The 15,987-nt window shown below is 55.7% G+C and carries 14 protein-coding genes; 10 read left to right on the top strand and 4 right to left on the bottom strand.

Going from position 1 to position 15,987, the window contains the following annotated elements; genetic code table 11:
* The first annotated feature begins 126 nt into the window (after positions 1–126).
* On the top strand, positions 127–822 hold the full coding sequence (locus tag VNX88_10510; protein HWY69090.1) for a CoA transferase subunit A: 696 nt from the start codon (positions 127–129) through the stop codon (positions 820–822).
* Between the two features lie 113 nt (positions 823–935).
* Here the strand turns inward: VNX88_10510 and VNX88_10515 are convergent, their stop codons facing one another.
* Positions 936–1,247: a hypothetical protein gene (locus tag VNX88_10515; protein HWY69091.1), complete on the bottom strand. Its 312-nt coding sequence runs from the start codon at positions 1,245–1,247 to the stop codon at positions 936–938.
* Between VNX88_10515 and VNX88_10520 the strand changes: the two genes are divergently transcribed.
* Complete coding sequence (locus tag VNX88_10520; GenBank protein ID HWY69092.1) at positions 1,246–1,935, top strand: CoA transferase subunit B; 690 nt, start codon at positions 1,246–1,248, stop codon at positions 1,933–1,935. The genes VNX88_10515 and VNX88_10520 overlap by 2 nt on opposite strands.
* 271 nt (positions 1,936–2,206) lie before the next feature.
* The gene (locus tag VNX88_10525) at positions 2,207–2,980 is read left to right on the top strand and encodes a hypothetical protein (GenBank protein HWY69093.1); all 774 of its coding nucleotides are present in this window, start codon (positions 2,207–2,209) and stop codon (positions 2,978–2,980) included.
* Positions 2,981–3,290: 310 nt separating this feature from the next.
* Here the strand turns inward: VNX88_10525 and VNX88_10530 are convergent, their stop codons facing one another.
* A complete protein-coding gene (locus VNX88_10530) occupies positions 3,291–3,794 on the bottom strand; it encodes a DUF4112 domain-containing protein (protein ID HWY69094.1) in 504 nt (167 codons plus the stop codon).
* 33 nt (positions 3,795–3,827) lie between these two features.
* Here VNX88_10530 and VNX88_10535 point away from each other — a divergent pair, with 33 nt between their 5' ends.
* Positions 3,828–4,775, top strand: coding sequence for a DMT family transporter (locus tag VNX88_10535; protein ID HWY69095.1), 948 nt, complete (start codon positions 3,828–3,830; stop codon positions 4,773–4,775).
* A 1-nt stretch (position 4,776) separates the two neighbouring features.
* Here VNX88_10535 and VNX88_10540 read toward each other — a convergent pair whose 3' ends face one another.
* On the bottom strand, positions 4,777–8,715 hold the full coding sequence (locus tag VNX88_10540) for a TonB-dependent receptor (GenBank protein ID HWY69096.1): 3,939 nt from the start codon (positions 8,713–8,715) through the stop codon (positions 4,777–4,779).
* A 190-nt stretch (positions 8,716–8,905) separates the two neighbouring features.
* A complete protein-coding gene (locus tag VNX88_10545) occupies positions 8,906–9,646 on the bottom strand; it encodes a type II CAAX endopeptidase family protein (protein HWY69097.1) in 741 nt (246 codons plus the stop codon).
* A 163-nt stretch (positions 9,647–9,809) separates the two neighbouring features.
* Here VNX88_10545 and VNX88_10550 point away from each other — a divergent pair, with 163 nt between their 5' ends.
* From VNX88_10550 to VNX88_10575, 6 genes are all read left to right on the top strand, one after another.
* The gene (locus VNX88_10550; protein ID HWY69098.1) at positions 9,810–11,045 is read left to right on the top strand and encodes a SpoIIE family protein phosphatase; all 1,236 of its coding nucleotides are present in this window, start codon (positions 9,810–9,812) and stop codon (positions 11,043–11,045) included.
* Positions 11,046–11,103: 58 nt separating this feature from the next.
* Positions 11,104–11,310 (top strand): hypothetical protein, encoded by a 207-nt coding sequence (locus VNX88_10555; protein HWY69099.1) that lies wholly within the window; start codon positions 11,104–11,106, stop codon positions 11,308–11,310.
* Between the two features lie 25 nt (positions 11,311–11,335).
* Positions 11,336–12,655, top strand: coding sequence for a sialidase family protein (locus tag VNX88_10560; GenBank protein ID HWY69100.1), 1,320 nt, complete (start codon positions 11,336–11,338; stop codon positions 12,653–12,655).
* A 749-nt stretch (positions 12,656–13,404) separates the two neighbouring features.
* Positions 13,405–14,007, top strand: coding sequence for a sigma-70 family RNA polymerase sigma factor (locus VNX88_10565; GenBank protein HWY69101.1), 603 nt, complete (start codon positions 13,405–13,407; stop codon positions 14,005–14,007).
* Positions 14,004–15,251, top strand: a complete 1,248-nt coding sequence (locus tag VNX88_10570) for a DUF4349 domain-containing protein (GenBank protein HWY69102.1) — start codon at positions 14,004–14,006, stop codon at positions 15,249–15,251. Before VNX88_10565 ends, VNX88_10570 begins: the two co-directional genes overlap by 4 nt.
* A 184-nt stretch (positions 15,252–15,435) precedes the next feature.
* Positions 15,436–15,849 carry a hypothetical protein gene (locus VNX88_10575; protein HWY69103.1) on the top strand — a complete coding sequence of 138 codons (414 nt, stop codon included), beginning with the start codon at positions 15,436–15,438 and terminating at the stop codon, positions 15,847–15,849.
* Positions 15,850–15,987 lie beyond the last annotated feature (138 nt).

Consider the following 15,987-nt stretch of genomic DNA (forward strand, 5'->3'; position numbering starts at 1 on the left):
TTGCGGCGCTTGTGCTAACTATAGGGCTCAGAACGATCCTTGAAGTCACTTTGGCCGAACGAATCCGGTTTTCTCCGTGCCTCCGTGCCTCCGTGGTGAAAAGGCTTTTGATATTCTGCGGAATCCATGAACAAAGTTTTCGCAAACGCTGACGAGGCGATCTTCGACATCCAGGACGGAGCCACCGTGATGTTTGGCGGCTTCGGATTGTGTGGTATTCCAGAGAATTTGATTGCGGCGATGGTGCGCCGCGGGGTGAAGAACCTCACTACCATCAGCAATAACGTTGGCGTCGATCACTGGGGATTAGGGCTGCTGCTCGAGGCTGGTCAGATCAAGCGACATATTGGAACGTATGTTGGCGAGAACAAGTTTCTGGAAGACCTGGTTCTGACAAAGAAACTCGATCTCGAGCTCGTGCCGCAGGGAACGTTTGCCGAGCGCATCCGCGCGGGAGGCGCCGGCATTCCGGCTTTCTTCACTCCAACCGGAGTCGGAACAGTGGTTGCAGAAGGGAAGGAGACACGCGACTTCGATGGCCGGACTTATGTAATGGAGCGGGGACTCACCGCAGACTTCGCACTGATCAAGGCATGGAAGGGTGACAAGTGGGGAAACCTACTTTTTCGGAAGACCTCGCGTAACTTTTCTCCCATGATGGCGACTGCCGCCAAGGTGACGATTGTTGAAGTGGAAGAGTTGGTAGAGGTGGGCGAAATCGATCCTGACCAGGTGATGACGCCGAGCATTTACGTGAAGCGCATTTTCGAGGGAAAGGATTACGAGAAACGCATCGAGCGCAGAACGGTTCGGAAGAAGTAGAGACGCAGCATTGTGCGGGGTTGCCTAAACTGGCACTGTGCTTGGACAACGGCGCTGTCTTGGCGGGAGTTAAGTTGGGCAGGTTGCAGCACGGTGCGTTTCTACACGAAGAATCAACACTTGCCGCGCACGGTGACTAGCAGCACGACATTGAAGGCTACGCCGAGGGTAGTGAAAACGAATGTTGCAATCCACAAAGCGCGATCTGTCAGCGTGCGTGGGACGCGAATGCGAATTGCGAGCAGGACGAATTGGAGAACTAAAAGCAAGATTGCGGGACGCTGAAAGCGGCAATACAGTTCCACGGCAGGCAACAGCGTTAGAGAGAAAAAGAACAAGACCACAGCAACGGCAAGAAACAACAGGGTAGTCCCTTGTGAGTTGCGCATTGCATCGATTGTACTGAGGCCATAATTACCTGACATGAGCACAACTCCGAAATCGGACAAGAGCAAAGACGCCGAAAAACGTGAGCGCATCGTGCGTCGCATCGCCCGCGAACTGCGCGACGGGTTCTACGTGAACCTGGGAATCGGTATGCCGACACTGGTCGCGAACCACGTTCCTGCAGGCATGCAGGTAGTGCTGCAAAGCGAGAACGGCATGTTGGGCATTGGTCCGTATCCGCTCGAGGGTGAGGAGGATGCGGATCTAATCAATGCCGGCAAAGAAACTGTAACCGAAGTTCCCGGCACAGCTTATTTCTCCAGTGCAGATTCTTTCGCGATGATCCGCGGCGGTCATATTGACTTGAGCGTTCTTGGCGCGATGGAGGTCGACCAGGAAGGGAATATCGCCAACTGGATGATCCCCGGAAAGATGGTGAAGGGCATGGGCGGCGCAATGGATCTGGTCGCGAGCGCCCGTCGCGTTGTTGTCGCAATGGAGCACACCACGCGCGAAGGAGTGCCCAAGATCCTGCGAAAATGCACTTTGCCACTAACGGGACTGAAGGTGGTGGATACCATCGTTACGGAGATGGCCTATATGAAGGTGACCCCGACTGGGCTCGTGCTGGAGGAAATTGCTCCTGGACTCTCGCCTGAGGACGTTCAGAAGGCGACCGAAGCGAGGCTGCACGTTTGCCCCAACCTCAGGGAAATGCCCAGCTGAAGCTCCCTAAGATTCACTCCTAAGTACATGTACTTCAGGGCATTACCTGTACCTCAACTTATCCACAACTCGCTGTGTCCTCAAGTGTTTACGCACCTTAACGAGTCTTTACCCCACGTTACCGTAACCTCGGTCACCTTGTAAGAAGGCGCATCTAACCCCATAACAGGATCAGCAATCGGCTGCGGATCCCCTAAAGCTCGCCGGGTCAGGATTGACCATGATTCGCTGTCGCGCCAGATCGCTCCTTGTCTCCCTGGCGGTTCTTCTTGTGCCTAGCATCCTGCTGGCGGAGACTCCGGCACAACCGGCCACAAACGAGTCCGTATCTGCCTCGACGAATACAAGCTTCGACCCGGGTGTAGTTCCGACCTCGGCTGTCGCAACCAGCGAAAACTGCAACCGACTCGCCGACCTCGAAGAGCAATTCGAACACGGTTTTGCCGCGGGCAATTTTCAACGGATTCAGGGACCTGAGCAGCACACGCCGCTCGGAGTATCGGGAAAATTCCGGTTAGCAGTAGCGAATGTGTCGGATCCGTTTGCGATTGTCACTACTGCTCTCGATTCTGAATTCGGAGCCGCCACCGACGGTCACACCAAGCTGCGAACCGGAATGGCAGGATTCGGTCAGCGCTTTGGCGCATCCATGGCCGGACAGGCGACGAGCGAGATGTTTTCGACCTTCCTGATTTCCAGCATCTTTCATCAGGACCCGCATTATCACCGCGATCCCGCAGCTCCGACGCATACTCGTATCGGCAAAGCTCTGGCGTACGTTTTCGTCACACGCTCCGATTCGGGAAAACGCATGTTCAACTTCGCCGAGGTCCTCGGCACGACGTCTTCTTCTATCGTGGAAGGCACCTTTCATCCGGAGTGGGAGAAGGGCCCTGGCGCAGCCGCCGGCCGCATCGCGATCAGCATCGGCTCAGATGCCGCCTGGAACTTGATGACCGAGTTCCTACCGGACGTCGCTCGCCACCTGAATCCGCGCTGGATGCTACTGCGCCGACTCGCCGACCGCGCCTCCGAACAGAATTAATAACCTCGCAAGCCGCGGAAAAACATTTCATCCAGGTGGCAGAGATCCCTGCTCGTTCCCTGTTAATTTCTTGAATCTTCTCGGAAGTGGTAGTAACTCGTTTGTGGATTGTCGCTTAGGGAGAAATCCACAGAACTCGCTGTTAACTCCCTGGTTTTGAGCGAAATTCGCAAAATTTGGGCAGAATTCGATGGTTTTGAGATCAAAATGAAAATGTGCCCTGTTTTTCTCGCTGTTCTGCATGTGGTTTCTCCTCACGCAGAACTCTGATTGCTCTTCCACGCGCCAAGTTCACGGATTGCGAGGCTGTCTACTGGCGCAGCCAGTGCAGTACAGCGACGATCACAACGATTGGCAGAACGATAAGGGCGGCGGCGCAGACAAGGAGCAGAAGAAAGAACAGCCAGTCGCGCGCTACCAGGCCTTTGCGCGTTCCCCCGCGATAGCGCGTCAGCAGGTTGTAATTCATGCGGTTCGACTTCCACATCATGTCGAATAGATCGCCGACGACGGGAATGGTTCCGGTGAGGGTATCAATGCCGATGTTCGCCACCATCCGCATGATCGTCACCCTCGGCAGTCCGCGCTGCCACGCAGCAAACACAATCAGGAAAGAGAGCAGGCCGGAGATGATGTCGCCCAATCCCGGAACGAGTCCCACAATGGGATCGAGCCCAAAGCGGATCTTGGTTCCGGGGATATGAAAGATATCGTCCAAGACCCCGGCGAGGTGATCGAGCTGCTCGTCGGTGAGTCCCTTAGCGGGCACCCGTCGAGGAGGAAGGATTTCAGGCTCGATGCGAAACGTATTCACGGCTGATCCAATGGTAATTGCTATTCTCTTTGGATGCCGAAAGTAGTAAGAGCGCATGCATTGCTGGTGCTGATTACGCTCATCTGGGGAGCGACATTTGTCATCGTCAAGAGCGCCGTCGAGCAGGACGCGACGCCATTACTCTTCAATTTTGTCCGGATGACGCTGGCAGCGATAGCGCTGGGAATTCTTTTCCGTCGAGAGCTGAGACATATTTCACGGTCTGCGCTCATCGCCGGTTCACTGACAGGACTCTTTCTCTGGCTCGGCTATGAGTTCCAGACCACAGGCCTTCGCCTGACGACGGCCTCCAAGTCTGCGTTCATCACGGGCATCTCAGTGATACTGGTTCCGCTTTTGCTCATGCTTTTCTGGAGACGCAAAACCAGTATGTGGACAGCACTTGGCGTGCTGGCAGCATTCGCGGGGCTTTTTCTCCTTAGCGTTCCTGCAAGCGAAAGCGCACTCGGCAACTGGGCGAGTGTGAATCGCGGAGACGTACTTACCCTGGGATGCGCAGTCAGTTTTGCCTTTCATATCATCTTTCTAGGTAGGGCAAGCGAACGGCATCCGATCGCGCAGATAGGATTCCTCCAGATTGCAACCGCCGCTGTCCTGATGGGAATCACGGCACCATTGTTGGAGAAGCCCCACATCATCTGGTCGCCGCGCGTAGTTTGGGCAATTGTGCTTACGAGCTTGCTGGCGACGGCTGCGGCGTTCACCATTCAGGCATGGGCACAGCAGTTCGTGTCGCCTACACAAACCGCGCTCATTCTTTCCCTTGAGCCTGTCTTTGCGTGGATGACCTCTTATCTAGTTCTAGGGGAGCATCTCGGTCTTCGAGCGGGGATGGGTGCTGGTCTCATCCTTACGGGAGTGCTGATTTCGGAGTTGCTGGGCTCGAGTTCCCCAATCCGCGCGGCAGAAAAACCAGTAGAGACGCAGCATGCTGCGTCTCTACCGGAATCAAAAGTGTAGATCAGAATGTGAAGTGTGCCACGAGTTCCACCTGGCGCGGATCGTAAATCGCCTGCCCACCAGCGTTATTGCCGCTGGCGTTATTAAGTGGCAGTTGATAGGAGCCCCAGGTGTTCAGAGTATTTGTCGCGGTGTCCTGATATTGGCCGACCTTTGCGCCCGATGTACTTGGTGCGAGGAACATCGGTCCGAACTGTGTATTGATGTTCGGTCTGAACTGCGTGTGATTGAAGAGGTTGGTCGCCTGGGCGGCCAGACTGAGGTTATATCGCTCGCCGATCTTGAAGTTCTTCTCAAGCGTTAGATTCACGTTCCAACGGGAAGCGCTGCGAAAATCGTCGTAACTTGGCTGCGCATTTCCGTACCAGAAGTTATCCGCAACGATCTTGCCTGCAGCGGTGACGGTCCTTCCCGCGAAAGCATCTACGTTGTACTTGAGGAAGCAGCCGTTGCATGGCGTAATGGAACGCCCATCAGGCAAGGTCACAGTGGTCTTTCCGTCGTACCAATGCTGGAGTGCCTTGGGCACTTCGAGCGGCACTCCCGGCACTCGGTCGGGTAGATTGTTGAGCGGGTTGTTGATGCTGAGCGTGCCGCCGTTCTGACCTCCATTCGCGAGTGGCTCCACAAATCCACTCTGGGCAAGGAAGTTTCCTGCTACACGCCAGCCGCCGAGAAGCGTGTTGAGCACGCCTCCTTCTGTGTTCAAGAGTCTGCCGCGACCGACCGGCAGATCATACACCCAGTTCACCGCGAGGCGATGAGGCACATCGTTCGTGGAAATCTGGTTATTGAGGTGGAACTGCTCAGGGCGGACATAGGGATAGTAATTGTTCGTGCCATTGTTGGCGCCGTAGTCGCCGTATCCCTGATTGGTCTGGGCGTTGTACCGGCTGATAGCCATGAGTCTCGACCATGTGTAGTTCGCGCCCATCTGGAAGCCTGCGGCAAATCGGTGGGTGACACCCACCTGCAGGGCTTTGTAGTCGGAAGTTCCGTTAGAAAGATGAACGTTGTCGCCCTGCAGCGGATACGGGAACAGGGTTTCGACGCGAGTGAGCGAGCGGTTGCGAATATTACCTCCGCCGTACGCGATGAGAGGTCCGCTGGCGGTCACAGTACCGTTGGCGTTGTTGGTGCAGGTCTGCAAGTTCTGATAAGGATTGCAGACTGACTGAACTCCCGGGTTAATGCCCGTTGCAATATAGGCGTCTCTCCACGCTGAGAGCTGCGTCGGGTCAATTGCCTGGATGCTGTTCGTAGGTACAAAGGTTACTTCGAGATGGCGCCCGCGGGAGCCAAGGTAACCGGCCGACACCACCCAATTCGCGCCGAAGCTCTCTTCCCAAAACGCATTCCACTGCTCCACGTAGCCATTCTTGAAGTTTCTTGGGAAGCGTCGTTGTCCGCCATAGATCGCAGGACTGCTGGGATCCCCTCCCGGTCCGGCTACGACCGTATTCACCACAGCATTTGGATTCGAAGTATTGCTCGGATCGTTATAGAACTTGCCGACCACTACTCCTTGAGCGTTCGTGCCATAGGGCTGACCATTCACCGCGGTAGTGAAAGGCTGTGCGCCATAGAATCCAGGACCATCGTTGAATCCGGTGTTGGAAGGAATGTAAGTTATTCCGAAGCCGCCGCGCACGACCATTGACTGATTTAACTGGTAAGCAGCGCCCACGCGAGGACCAAAATTTTTGTAATCGGTCTCCCACATATGGCGGTCGTCGGTAGTGCGTCCGGGGAAGACGATTGCGCCCTGAGTTCCGAACAGCGGATCCTTTGCATTGAGATCGATTGTGCTCAAGCGATTAAATCGATCAGTTGGACCGGGTTGGACGTCCCAGCGGAGGCCAAGGTTTAGCGTTAGCTTGTCGGTCGCGCGCCAGTCGTTTTGCGAAAAGAGGGCATAGTATTTCTGCGCCAGAGCAAGACGGAGCGTGAAGCCCGGACTCACGGTGAGATTACCGGCACCCAGTGCTATGGAGGCGATACTGTAGCCCTGCGTTGTGGGATCCGTAGTTGAACCTGCGTTGCCTCCGGTCGAAGTGACCTGCTGTCGCGTCAAGCTGTCTGAGGTGACGATCGAGACTGAATTGTCCACGTCAATGTAGTTGGATAGCAGCACGCGATACGTTCCGCCAAACTTATGCGTCCAGCGTCCACGACTCCATGTGAGGCTTCCATTGGCGTCGGTATTGGTCTGTCGCTCGTGCTTGTGCAGTGAAGAAGTATTGTTCAGTGGGTTAATTTTGCCGCTGATATTGAAATTGGGTGGTACACCGGGAATCACGTTCAGCTTCGACACCAGAGGTGAGATTCCGAATTGACCGTAGTCATATCCAGGAAATTCATCGGACGCATTATCGGCTTCGATTCTGTTCATGCCCACGCGCGCATCAAGAACCAATTTGGGAGAGATGACAAAGGTGTCCCCGAGCGCTGTGTACCAGTTATTGTCCTCCTGCTGATTTCCGACAAATTCATTCGGAACGTGGTACTGATTATCGGGACCATACGAACGAGGTGTCTGAATGGTTCCTTTCTGCAAACCATAGGTTCCGTATAGGTAGTGCTTTCCAAGGTGATGATCCAGACGTGTATTCGCTACGTCCTTTACGAAGGGCTGGTTAGCCTGGAAGAAGAAATTATTTGTGTTCAGAATAGGATCGTCAGGAGCGCGGTTAGCTTTGGGATAGGCGTTGATGATCGCCATGCCAAACGGATCGAGCTGTGCGCTGCCTGCGGGAGAGGTCCTCAGATCGCATGGAAGTTGAGTACGGGTAAATGCTGTGCTTCCCGCCGCCGGTGGTGCGACCTTAAGAAAGGGATCGAAAATCTTGAGAAGCAGCGGTGACCCGGTACCCGTCTTTGCTACTGCCGTGTTGCAGAAATTACCGAGTCGTTCCTGATCTGTCGGCACCGTTCTGGTGTATTGCAGCGCGCGGTGAAACCGCAGCCCTTCATAGCTGACGAAGAAAAATGTCTTGTCTTTGAAAACCGGCCCCCCCACCGCACCGCTGAAGCTATTGGATTTGAACGATGCTCTGGGCAGACCTTGGAAGTTATTGAGAAACGTGTTGGCATTAAGGGCGTCATTGCGCATGCGATAACCGCCGGAGCCATGAAATTGATTCGTGCCGCTCTTAGTCGTGAAGACGACAACGCCTTGCGCGCGTCCGTACTCCGCCGAGTAGTTATTGGTGATAGTGCGCACTTCCTGCAGGGCGTCCATGTTGGGAAGAACAGCCGTTTCGTTCCACGCTGAGCCCTGGATGCTTACGCCATCAAGCTGAATGTCATTGGAAAATGCCGCCCCGCCTGCGATGCCTACGGCTGAGGCCTGGCGCCGACCGTCGATCCCGATTCCGAAAGACGTCGTGCTTTGGGTATCGCCAAATGGTCCGCGTGGTACTACGCCGGCCTGGAGCGCGGCATAGTTGAACGCGTTATGAGTCAAGTTGGGAATTGCGTCGATCGTGATCCGATCGGTGATGCCCTGTACCGTCGCGTTGCTGGTTTGAAGCTCGACAGCATCAGAGCTCACGCGAACCGTTTCAACGTTCGATCCCATCTTCAACGCAATAGCGAGCTTCACCGTCTGACCGGTGGTCACCGAGATGTTCGTGGCGCTGTATTTCGCAAAGCCAGTGCCGGCCGGCTCCACGTTCACCGTGTATGTGCCCGGTGCAAGATAAGGAACAGTAAAGGTTCCTGAGGAGTCTGAGACGGTCGTTGTGGGCACATTCGTTTCCTGACTGACGACCACTACGTTGGCACCCGGAACAACGGCTCCGCTGGGATCAGTCACGGTTCCCAGAATGGTTCCGGACTTGATCTGCCCGAATGCTACCGCGCAGCAGAGCATACTAAAGATGAACAGCCCAAATAGTTTTTTGGTGCTATGCGTTGCGATTGCCTGGATCGCCGGCATTGTGATTCCTCCTCCACTTCCTGGTGGAACGTTCTTACGAAGACTGACGCAGGGGCCTGTTTTTTGAAATAAAACGCCAAACACTGCAGGGGAGTAATTTTTTGTGGCCGAGACGTTATACGAAGACGATGCGCGAATTCAATCCCAAAAATATCCGTTTCGAGATGCAAAACGCTTCGGATAGATAGGCTTACCGAAACACAAGGTGCGCTACGCGGGACTCGAGGTTCCAATAGATCATCGCGAGGGCCGTAAGGTCGAAGGCGGTGTGTGCGCACATCAGCATGAAAATGCGGCGAGTGCGCGCGTAAATCGTGCCGAGAACGAGCCCGACGATCATGGCCTGCCCGGCTCCGATGACACCTTGATTAGCAAGGTGTCCAACCGCAAACCATAGAGACGTGAGGATCACAATCGCGGTCTTTCCGATAGCCCTGGTGCCGAGCAGCTTTTCCAGACGCTCGAACATGAATCCGCGGTAGATGGTTTCTTCTCCGAAGCCGGCGGCAAACATCATCCATACTGCGCCGGGAAGCGCGGCTCTGTTGCCCGCCAGATAGTGGTATGCATGATTGATCGGATCGGCGCCGAACAGCGGCAGGACGATTGCCTTCAGCAGGAACTTCAACGAAAAGCCGAAAGCGATGCCCACGACAGCGGCACCAATCCAGCTGCTGGGCCGCACGTATCCAATCTCGCGCCAAGGGGTTCGCGACAACCGCATCCACAGCAGTATTAACAACGCGCCGACTGGCAGCATCACGTTGCCGAATGAAATATTGCCGGTGAGGAGAATGGCAAGAATCGCCAGAATTCCAAGCGGCCCGAACCCTCGCAACTCCGCGGCCAAACCACCTTCTGGTGGCTGCTCGGCCGGCAGTTGTGCAGGCTGAAGAACGCGCTCCGAAAGCTGTGGCCAGTCTCCTGTCATGATGCACTCCGCGAAGCAGGGAGTGTTAACCCGACGATTGCTTGCTTGCCCTGAACTATAGATGACTACGAACGCAGCCCAAGGGCAGTTCCCATGAACCCGTATCAATGGATTTTGAGCAAGTGTGGGCCGGTCCCACATTCCCCAACCTATAATCGCGACGATGGCGAGCACTTCTTCATCCCGTCCGTCAGAACAGTTCGCACTTCGCCTGGACCGGCAGGATCCTTATCTTCGCGTTCTTTGCGTGAATGTATATGTCCGCGATCAAGATCGAAGTTTGCGTTTCTATGTGGATCAGCTTAAATTCCGCCTCGTGGTCGATCAAAGCTATGAATCAGGAGATCGCTGGGTAGCAGTTGCTCCGCCGGACGGCGCGACCATTCTTGCCCTTTACGCTCCCAAGCCAGGCTCGAAGGAGCACAAGCTTATCGGACGCTCGCGAGACGTGGTGTTCGTCACCGAGGATGTCATTGCCAAGTTCCATGAATGGACCGAGAGCGGCGTCCACTTTTACCATCCGCCGCAGACCACTCTTTGGGGCGGCATTTTCACCCGCTTCGACGATCCCGACGGCAACTCCTTCGCACTCGTAGGCAAGGACGACTTCGTTCGCGAGATCGAAGCCGAGCGCCGCGCGGCCGCAGAGAAGCTGGAGGCGGAACGCCGCGCAGCCCAGGAACTCGAAATCGCAAAGCAAGTGCAGGCGAGGCTATTTCCGCAGAGTCGTCCGCCGCTGCAAACGCTGGACTATGCGGGAGTATGCGTGCAAGCGCGTCAAGTTGGAGGAGACTACTACGATTTCATCCACCTCGGCCACGAGCGCGTGGGGATCATCATCGGCGACATCTCCGGAAAAGGCATAGCAGGCGCGCTGTTGATGGCGAACTTTCAGGCCAACCTGCGTAGTCAGAGTCCGATCGCCTTGGATCAGCCGGAACGATTTCTGCGATCGGTGAATGAGCTCTTTTACAAGAACACCACCGACAGCGCCTATGCCACGCTCTTCTTTGCCGAATATGACGACAGTCTCCGCCGGTTGCGGTACGCCAATTGCGGGCACTACTCTGCGCTCCTACTCAGAGGGGATCACACTTTGGAGCGGCTAGACTCGACGTGCACAGTGCTGGGACTCTTCCCGGAATGGGAGTGCTCGATTGAGGAGCGGCTGCTGTGCTCCGGCGACACACTTCTGCTATACACCGATGGAATCACAGAGTCATCAAACGAAGCAGACGAGGAGTTCGGAGAGGAGCGTCTGATTGAAGCCTTGCGGCGGCACAGCGAGCTGCCGGCAGAGCGTATGCTCACTGCCATCGTCGACGAGGTTCGGCAGTTTAACGCCCACGAACAACAGGATGATCTAACGTTAATCGTGGCGAAGTGCATTGCAGATTAGACTTGGACTATCGGTGTTAACATCGTTCATCCCTTGTATCTTCACTCTGAATACTCGATTGAGCCGAGAGTTTGCTTTAACCGAGCGCGTGAAACTGGAAGGCATCGCGCAGGCGTTCAATGCGCTCAATCACCGGAATAATCTGATCCCCATCGCTACCTGGAGCACGGGCGCTTACCCGGCGAATCCGAATGCTTCGTTCGGACAGCCCACAGCTGTTGGCGATCCGCGCAGCGTGCAATTAGCGGCGCGAATTACGTTTTAGAGCAAGAGGAGTTAAGTAATCGTGATTGTCCTGGCCGCACTTGCGGTCCTGCATTTTTGTATCGCCCTCAGCCGACGCGCCTTATCGCGAGCCACAAATCGCCAGCTCGTCCAAGCTGGTGGCGCTTACGTTCGGTTCTGCCAACTCCATATATGTCCAGACTTCGACCAATCAGGGAGAGAGTTTTTCCGCGCCGGTCAAAGTTAGTCAGATGAACGTTCTGCCACTTAGCCGGCACCGCGGACCGCATATCGCGATCTCGGAATCCACACTTATCGTCACCGCGGTTGCAGGAAATGCGGAGGCTACTGGAAGCCATGCGCACGGTCTTGCCTCCGATGGCGATCTCTACGCCTGGCGTTCGACAGACGGAGGAAAATCCTGGTCTAAGGGAGCCCGGATCAACGAGGTTGCAGCCTCAGCGAGAGAAGGGCTCCACGCGCTTGCCGCAGATGGAGGTGGCAATATCTTTGCCGTGTGGCTCGACTTGCGCGATGGCGGTACCGAGCTTTACGGATCTCTTTCGCGCGACTCGGGAGCGACGTGGTCTGCAAATGTTCCGGTCTACAAGTCTCCGGACGGACACATCTGTGAGTGTTGCCATCCATCCGCCGCTTATTCGAATGACGGCACGCTTGATGTGATGTGGAGAAACTGTCTCGGAGGATCTCGTGACTTGTACATTGCTCACTCGCGCGATGGAAGGACCTTTGGCCAGCCTGAGAAGCTCGGCCTCGGTACCTGGAAGATGGATGCGTGCCCGATGGACGGAGGCGGGCTAACGCACAGCAAGGGCAAAGCCATCACTGCCTGGCGCCGTGAAGCCGACCTCTTTCTAGCTGAACCGGGAAAGGCAGAAACAAAAATCGGCCGGGGACGGGACATCGCTGTGGCCGCAAACATGGACAAGGTCTACGCGCTCTGGATTGAGGACAGCCAACTTAAACTTTGGGTCAACGGAAAGACTGAAATTCTGGCGGAATCAGCTGCGTTCCCCAGCGTGAAAACGCTCCCGGGCGGAGGCGCTGTTGCTGCGTGGGAACAAGACGGGGAATCTCAATCCAGCGGTTGCCATGAAGGTCGTTGTTCCGGCTATCATCTAGCCGCCCGCGAGACCGGGAAGCTTATCTTCCAGCATCGAAAAGCGCGAATCAGCAGCCTAAGGAGGGCCTCGCCTTGTCAGGCTCATCTTAGCGTTTTTCTACCGATTAAAGCAGAAAGCCCTCCGGCGGCGCTCGTCCTTGAGTGCAAGGGTCACGCGGCTGGAGGGCACGTCCGTAAGACCGGGCTGGCCGAGTCCCCACGGTTTGTCCATGACCGGAAATATCTTGCAGTCGCGCGGTGAGACGTTTGCGCGCCAAGAAACGCCTGCTGCCCACACATAGCCGTCAACTTGTGCCATAGGCACTGTTGTTGCACCGAGTGCAGATTACTGAGTGCGTGTATGTCGAGTTCTGTTTCGGGAGGTTTGAATGAAAGCGATCCAGCTTAATTCACTGGTGTTCGCGGAACAGCGAATTTATCAGTGAATCTAACAGTGAATTTTTTCTCGAAAGGGTGGCGAGCAACGGACGAATCCGCGCAACCGCCTGCCGCGCCACGGATTAGATGAAATTCCCATTCTGGTCCGCCACCCGGAACAGTGAATAACAGTGAATAAGCAGTGAACTCTGCAATTCGCAATCCGTTGCTCGCCTCGACAACGATCTTGTCGTCTCCATCCGTCTCATCAGACTCTCTCCTCGAGAATTGACCGATTTCTGTTGATTTTCAATCGTGGCACCAGCGAAAGTAGATAGTTGGAGAATATAGAGCGAACATCGCCGACTAACCATACCACGAACCCATTCGCTTGCGAAGCAAAAAAGAGTTCCTCGCGAGATGCAATTTATTTCTTACTTGCGCTCGGCCGAACTTCGCGGTAGCAGGAAATCAAGAGCTGAATTAGACCAGGACCCAAGGAGCGATCGTTAGATGGCAGGGAACTTTTTGCCTTCTCGCGGCATTACCAGTGTTGTGGATGAACGCAACCGGAAATCGTGCAAGATGCGAGGCTGGCGTTCGTTCTAGACTCGAGGCGATCAGCGATTGGCGATGAATCGTACGTCTGACACTAGCGCGGAGAGGCCGGCGACTGCGGGCAGCGATGAGCTGTTGATGCTCGCGTTTTGCCGGGGCTCGAAAGAGGCTTTCGCCGAATTGTTCTCGCGTTACCAGCAACCGCTGTTTGGATTCTTTCGGCGGCGTCTTGCCGATTCGGCGCAGGCGGAGGAGTTGACGCAAGAAACCTTCCTGGCTGTACTTCGCGCTTCGGCCCGTTATGAACCCTCCGCGTTGTTCCGAACCTATCTTTATGCGATTGCTCTGAAGATCTTACGCGCCTATCGCCGCAAGGCAGCCTTCCGCGCCACGTTCCTGGGAGTGGCTGGATCGCGCGAGCCGGTTTCGGAACCTGCCACTCATGCTGAGGTTTTTCTGCGGGAGGCGGTCGGAAAGCTGGAGCGCCTCGATCGGGAGGTTCTGTTGTTGCGTGAGTTCGAGCAGCTAAGCTACGCGGAAATTGCGGAGGTTTTGCGTTTGCCGGTGAACACGGTTCGATCGCGCCTGTTTCGTGCGCGTATGGCTCTGCGCGATCTGCTGGCTGCGCCTGTTCCCAAATCGGCCTCAGAGATGACGCCGTCGGAGGAGCGTGTATGAACATTGCCGTACAGCATATGGGCCCCGAAGAGCTGATGGCGCTTCTCGACGGCGAACTCCCGGCGGCGAACGCCCAAGCCGTCTCTATGCACATTGAGGACTGTGCTGAATGCGCCAAGATCGCTGACCAACTGCGCCGCGCCTCGCAGTCGCTTTCCGCGTGGAAAGTCCCCGCCATTCCGGCGAAGCTGGAGGAATCCGTTGTGGAGCTTGCAGCCAAAGCTGGCTCCGAGCTCAAAATCAGAAAACCAAAGCTTCTTATTCGTGCAAGTTTCTGGAGCTGGAAGCAGTGGGCAGGCTTAAGTGCCGGCGCAGTCTCGGCCCTTTTGTTTGTGGCGGCGGTGCTTACGCCGAACCTGATGCGTACTCAGTATGCATTGGAAAGGCGACAAGTAATGCCTTACGTGACCGCCCAGCTGCCGAATAGCGAGGGTGGGGGTGGAGGGGGTGGCGACCGAGATAAGCTCCAAGTGAAAGACGGGTCCCTCGAGGCCCCGATCGCTCAACCACAGGTTCGCAACGGGCATCCACAAGTTCTCGAACAGCAGGTCCCTGCTCCCATGATTGCGCGAACCGTGTCGCTGTCGATCATGACGAACGACTTCTCCGGTTCGCGCTTGTCGCTGGATGGCATACTTGTCCGGTATCACGGATACTCGGCGCAGCTGAGCGTCAGCACCACTGAGAACACTCCGCGCAGTCTACAGGCTTCTCTGCGGATTCCTGCGTCGGTCCTTTCTTCTGCTGTTATCGACCTCAAGACGCTTGGCCGCGTTGAAAGGGAATCACAATCGGGTGAAGAAGTCACCCAGCAACATACAGACCTGGTTGCTCGCTTGAAAAACTCTCGCGAAACGGAGCAGCGTCTGCGCGAGATACTGCAGCAGCGCACGGGAAAGATCACCGATGTCCTGAAAGTGGAGGAAGAGATCGCGCGCGTCCGCGGCGAGATTGAGGAGATGGAGGGCGAGCAGAAGGCGCTCGAGCATCGCGTAGACTTCGCCACTGTCGAGCTGCAGCTTGGGGAAGAGTACAAAGCTCAGCTCAATCCGCCGGCAGCTTCGGTCTCCACGCGCATTCATAACGCCTTCGTAGCCGGCTACCAAAACGTCACGGAGACGCTACTAGGGATTCTTCTGTTCTTCGCAGAGTATGCTCCGGCGCTGTTGATATGGCTGGCGATCCTCGCGTTTCCAGTTGTTTTGATTTGGCGGCGATACAGAAGGATGAGTGCGGCCGTCTAGAATGCAGCTAGAGTAGAGTTCGACATCTTATTCCCCGACTGTCGACGGATCCACTCCGGCAAGAGTGGGGCCCCGGCGAAATCCCCAAGTTTTCCACACAACCAGAGTCTCTGCTTCGGCATCGCACGGGTCGCCACTTCGTCTAAGCGTGCAGTGTGCATGCGGCCCGAATTCCTGACGGCGAATGGCAAAGCCAACAGTCATTTCTGAAAAATCGGGGGACCTCATCCTTCTCCTGCTCAACACTCATTCGCCATTTCTGGTCGGATTTCTTCGGACAAACGGTTACGCTGCCTCCGAAGCTCATTCACCCGACCATTTGGTCACGCTGTGCCTGAATAATCCGGCGACTGCGGCAATCGTAGATGTATGCCAGCTTGCAGAAATCGAAGGCTGGTCGGTCGCGCAGTCGATCAAGATGGTCAAACCATCGCTATCAGTAATTCTGCTTTGTCACGGCGCGATTCCCGAAAAAGTTGAGCTTCCCACGGCAGTGGACGCACTGGTAAGTGACTCAGATTTGCAGGGATTGCTGATGGTCTTAGACAAACACACCGCAAGAAAAAAGAGCCGTATACAGCTAAACGCCGGGGACTGAACGGGCCTCAGTTAGGCATTGGGGGCGAGAATCCGCTTAAGATCCCCTGCCCCAGTGCCTTCTCGGCCAGGTTCACCCCGGAAGAAAACTGTTAGCCGGCCCTTGCAGCAGGTGCGTATCGATGGCTGCAAGGTCAAA

The organism is Terriglobales bacterium (assembly GCA_035567895.1).
GTDB lineage: Bacteria > Acidobacteriota > Terriglobia > Terriglobales > Acidobacteriaceae > Gp1-AA112.

Coding starts and splice junctions, on each gene's coding strand:
- VNX88_10510 (HWY69090.1), top strand. CDS start 127: ATGAACAAAGTTTTCGCAAACGCTGACGAGGCGATCTTCGACATCCAG.
- VNX88_10565 (HWY69101.1), top strand. CDS start 13,405: ATGAATCGTACGTCTGACACTAGCGCGGAGAGGCCGGCGACTGCGGGC.
- VNX88_10520 (HWY69092.1), top strand. CDS start 1,246: ATGAGCACAACTCCGAAATCGGACAAGAGCAAAGACGCCGAAAAACGT.
- VNX88_10550 (HWY69098.1), top strand. CDS start 9,810: ATGGCGAGCACTTCTTCATCCCGTCCGTCAGAACAGTTCGCACTTCGC.
- VNX88_10575 (HWY69103.1), top strand. CDS start 15,436: ATGGCAAAGCCAACAGTCATTTCTGAAAAATCGGGGGACCTCATCCTT.
- VNX88_10515 (HWY69091.1), bottom strand. CDS start 1,247: ATGTCAGGTAATTATGGCCTCAGTACAATCGATGCAATGCGCAACTCA.
- VNX88_10545 (HWY69097.1), bottom strand. CDS start 9,646: ATGACAGGAGACTGGCCACAGCTTTCGGAGCGCGTTCTTCAGCCTGCA.
- VNX88_10540 (HWY69096.1), bottom strand. CDS start 8,715: ATGCCGGCGATCCAGGCAATCGCAACGCATAGCACCAAAAAACTATTT.
- VNX88_10535 (HWY69095.1), top strand. CDS start 3,828: ATGCCGAAAGTAGTAAGAGCGCATGCATTGCTGGTGCTGATTACGCTC.
- VNX88_10570 (HWY69102.1), top strand. CDS start 14,004: ATGAACATTGCCGTACAGCATATGGGCCCCGAAGAGCTGATGGCGCTT.